We start from the raw sequence: 2,753 nt of genomic DNA, 5'->3' as shown, positions 1-2,753 counted from the left end.
CGACCCCGCAAGAGCGGGGCGAGGGAGAAGGAAGGAAGAGGTACTGCGATGGCCGAGTTTGACGTCGACCTGTTTGTCATCGGTGGTGGTTCGGGTGGCGTTCGTGCCGCCCGCATCGCCGCGGGTTACGGCGCGAAGGTCATGGTCGCCGAAGAGTACCGGATGGGCGGCACCTGCGTGATCCGCGGCTGCGTGCCGAAGAAGCTGTTCGTGATCGGCAGCCACGTCCACGACGAGATCGAGGACGCCGCCGGCTTCGGCTGGAGCATCGGGCAGGTCTCGTTCGACTGGGCGACGCTGGTCGCCAACAAGGACAAGGAGATCGCCCGGCTCGAGGGCGCCTACACCACCAATGTCGAGAAGTCGGGCGCGCGGATCGTAAAGACCCGCGCGGTGCTGGAGGATGCCCACACCATCAGACTCGCCACCGGCGAGAAGGTGACGGCGAAGTACATCCTGATCGCTACCGGCGGCGCGCCCAACCACGGGCCGATCGTGCCCGGCATCGAGCACGTGATCTCCTCCAACGAGGCGTTTCACCTCAAGGAGCTGCCGAAGCGGATCGTGATCCAGGGCGGCGGCTACATCGCGCTGGAATTCGCCGGCATCTTTGCCGGCTTCGGCTCCGACGTCACGGTGATCTATCGCGGCGACAACATCCTGCGCGGCTTCGACGAGGACGTGCGCAAGCATGTCCGCGCCGAGATGGAGAAGCGCGGCATCACCATTATCACCGGCTGCACGGTGGCGAAGGTCGACAAGCACGGCCATGACTTCACCACGCATCTGTCGAGCGGCTCGAGCATCGCCTCCGACCAGGTGATGTTCGCGATCGGCCGGCATCCCAATGTCGCCAATCTCGGGCTCGAGACCGCCGGCGTCGCCATCAATCCCGCCAATGGCGGCATCCAGGTCGACGGCTGGTCGAAGACCTCGGTCGACAACATCTACGCGATCGGCGACGTCACCCACCGCACCAATCTAACCCCGGTGGCGATCCGCGAAGGCCATGCCTTTGCCGACACCGTATTCGGCAAGCGCCCGGTCCAGGTCGACCACGCGACGATCCCGACCGCGGTGTTCTCGCAGCCGGAGGTCGGCACCGTCGGGCTTACGGAAGAAGAGGCGCGGGCGCAGTTCAGCCACGTCGACATCTACAAGACCGATTTCCGCCCGATCAAGGCGACGATGTCCGGCCGCGACACCCGCGTGCTGATGAAACTCGTGGTCGACGGCGCGAGCGACCGCGTGCTCGGCTGCCACATCGTCGGCGATGGCGCCGCCGAAATCACCCAGGCCGTCGCGATCGCCGTCAAGATGAGGGCGACCAAAGCCGATTTCGACGCCACCGTCGCGCTGCATCCAACCGCCTCCGAAGAGCTGGTGACGATGCGCACCCCGACCGCGCGCCACGTTCGCCAGGCGGCGGAGTAGCCTAACCCGCGGGGCCGGCGCTGCCGTCCTGGTGCTCTCCTGGCGATCGCGAACGGGGAATGTGCCCTGCCTGACAGCCCAACGCCGCCCGCTTAAAATACATGCGGACGGCGCTGTCTCTAGCCCCAGGAAGGTTCGTGGCAAAATCCTGATGAGTGTTTGTCTGCGGAAGCGGGCAAAGGTTTCATACCTCAGAAGGGGTAGCGCGCCTCCGCAAGACCGGCGCCGACGGCCGCGCTTCGTGGCGGGGAATTAGGGCACCCTTGTTGACATGCACATCCACCCGGGACTTGTCCTCAGGGCCGCTCTTCGCGCGCGCTCAAATCGAACCCGGTTTCCGGCGAATGGCCCGCGCAGCGGCGCTGTGCACAGGCCACGCGCCATCGGCGCGCGGCCGTCTCGCGCGCCTTGGAACCTTGCGCTATGCTGTCCGTTCCACTCTCAAACAGTTTGATGTCTCAAATTGAGGGAGCCGCGCATGAGAGGCCCAACCGAGCAGGAGATCCGGACCCGCGCCTACGAATTGTGGAAGGACGCCGGCGAGCCGCCGGGCAAGATGGATCAGCTCTGGTATCAGGCCGAAAAGGAATTGCTGGCGCGGCGGGCCGCCAACGGCGAAGCGCCTTGCGACATCAACGGGCGCAACGGGCCGAGTACATATCCGGAGAGGCTAAGGGGCGTGCATTGAGTGCGTCGCGCGGCTGAGCTAACGAGTCCGGCGGGCTGGCCCGGACCCGGAGGCATCATGAGCGGCGCGATCGATCTTTCGCAGAAACTGTCGACATTCTCTGACCACTGGTCGCCGCGCACCGTGGCGCAATTCAATGCCTGCGACGTCATGGTCGTGAAGGTCCAGGGCGAGTTCGTCTGGCACAAGCACGACGACACCGACGACTTCTTCCTCGTGCTGAAAGGTATCCTCGACATCGAGCTGCGCGATCACACCGTGACGTTGAAGCCGGGCCAGATGTACATCGTGCCGAAGGGCGTCGAGCACCGACCCGTCGCGCGGGAGGAGGTGCATCTGCTGCTGATCGAACCTACCGGGACGCCGAACACGGGTGACGCTGCGACGGCTGCGCCGCGGAAGGTGGTGTGAGACTGGTAGATGGGTGGAGCGAAGCGATACCCATCGTCTCGACCGCGAATCCGAGTTGAAGAGCAAAGCTCGGGCGATTCATGTCGCGAGAATGCGAAAGTATGACTCACCGGCAGCGCAATACATGCGGCGTCGTCCCTGCGAAAGCAGGGACCCATAGCCGCCGACGTCAGTTGGCTTGCCGCGCTGGAGCCTCAGCCTGTTTCAACAACGCAGCCCA

At 64.9% G+C, this 2,753-nt stretch carries 3 protein-coding genes; all 3 read left to right on the top strand.

The genetic code is table 11. From position 1 onward, the window contains the following. Nucleotides 1-48: 48 nt before the first annotated feature. Nucleotides 49-1,434, top strand: coding sequence for a glutathione-disulfide reductase (gene gor, locus AKL29_RS26235; RefSeq protein WP_050386159.1), 1,386 nt, complete (start codon nt 49-51; stop codon nt 1,432-1,434). A gap of 478 nt (nt 1,435-1,912) precedes the next feature. Next, a complete protein-coding gene (locus AKL29_RS26230) occupies nt 1,913-2,122 on the top strand; it encodes a DUF2934 domain-containing protein (protein ID WP_050386158.1) in 210 nt (69 codons plus the stop codon). A 57-nt stretch (nt 2,123-2,179) separates the two neighbouring features. Further along, nucleotides 2,180-2,533, top strand: coding sequence for a cupin domain-containing protein (locus AKL29_RS26225; RefSeq protein WP_050386157.1), 354 nt, complete (start codon nt 2,180-2,182; stop codon nt 2,531-2,533). Nucleotides 2,534-2,753 lie beyond the last annotated feature (220 nt).

The sequence above is a fragment of the Bradyrhizobium pachyrhizi genome, assembly GCF_001189245.1.
GTDB lineage: Bacteria > Pseudomonadota > Alphaproteobacteria > Rhizobiales > Xanthobacteraceae > Bradyrhizobium > Bradyrhizobium pachyrhizi.
Note: the sequence above shows the minus strand (reverse complement) of the source record. Positions and strands in the feature narration are given on the sequence as shown.

What these genes read in the sequence shown, in the direction of transcription:
- gor (WP_050386159.1), top strand. Translation starts at nt 49, where the DNA reads ATGGCCGAGTTTGACGTCGACCTGTTTGTCATCGGTGGTGGTTCGGGT.
- AKL29_RS26230 (WP_050386158.1), top strand. Translation starts at nt 1,913, where the DNA reads ATGAGAGGCCCAACCGAGCAGGAGATCCGGACCCGCGCCTACGAATTG.
- AKL29_RS26225 (WP_050386157.1), top strand. Translation starts at nt 2,180, where the DNA reads ATGAGCGGCGCGATCGATCTTTCGCAGAAACTGTCGACATTCTCTGAC.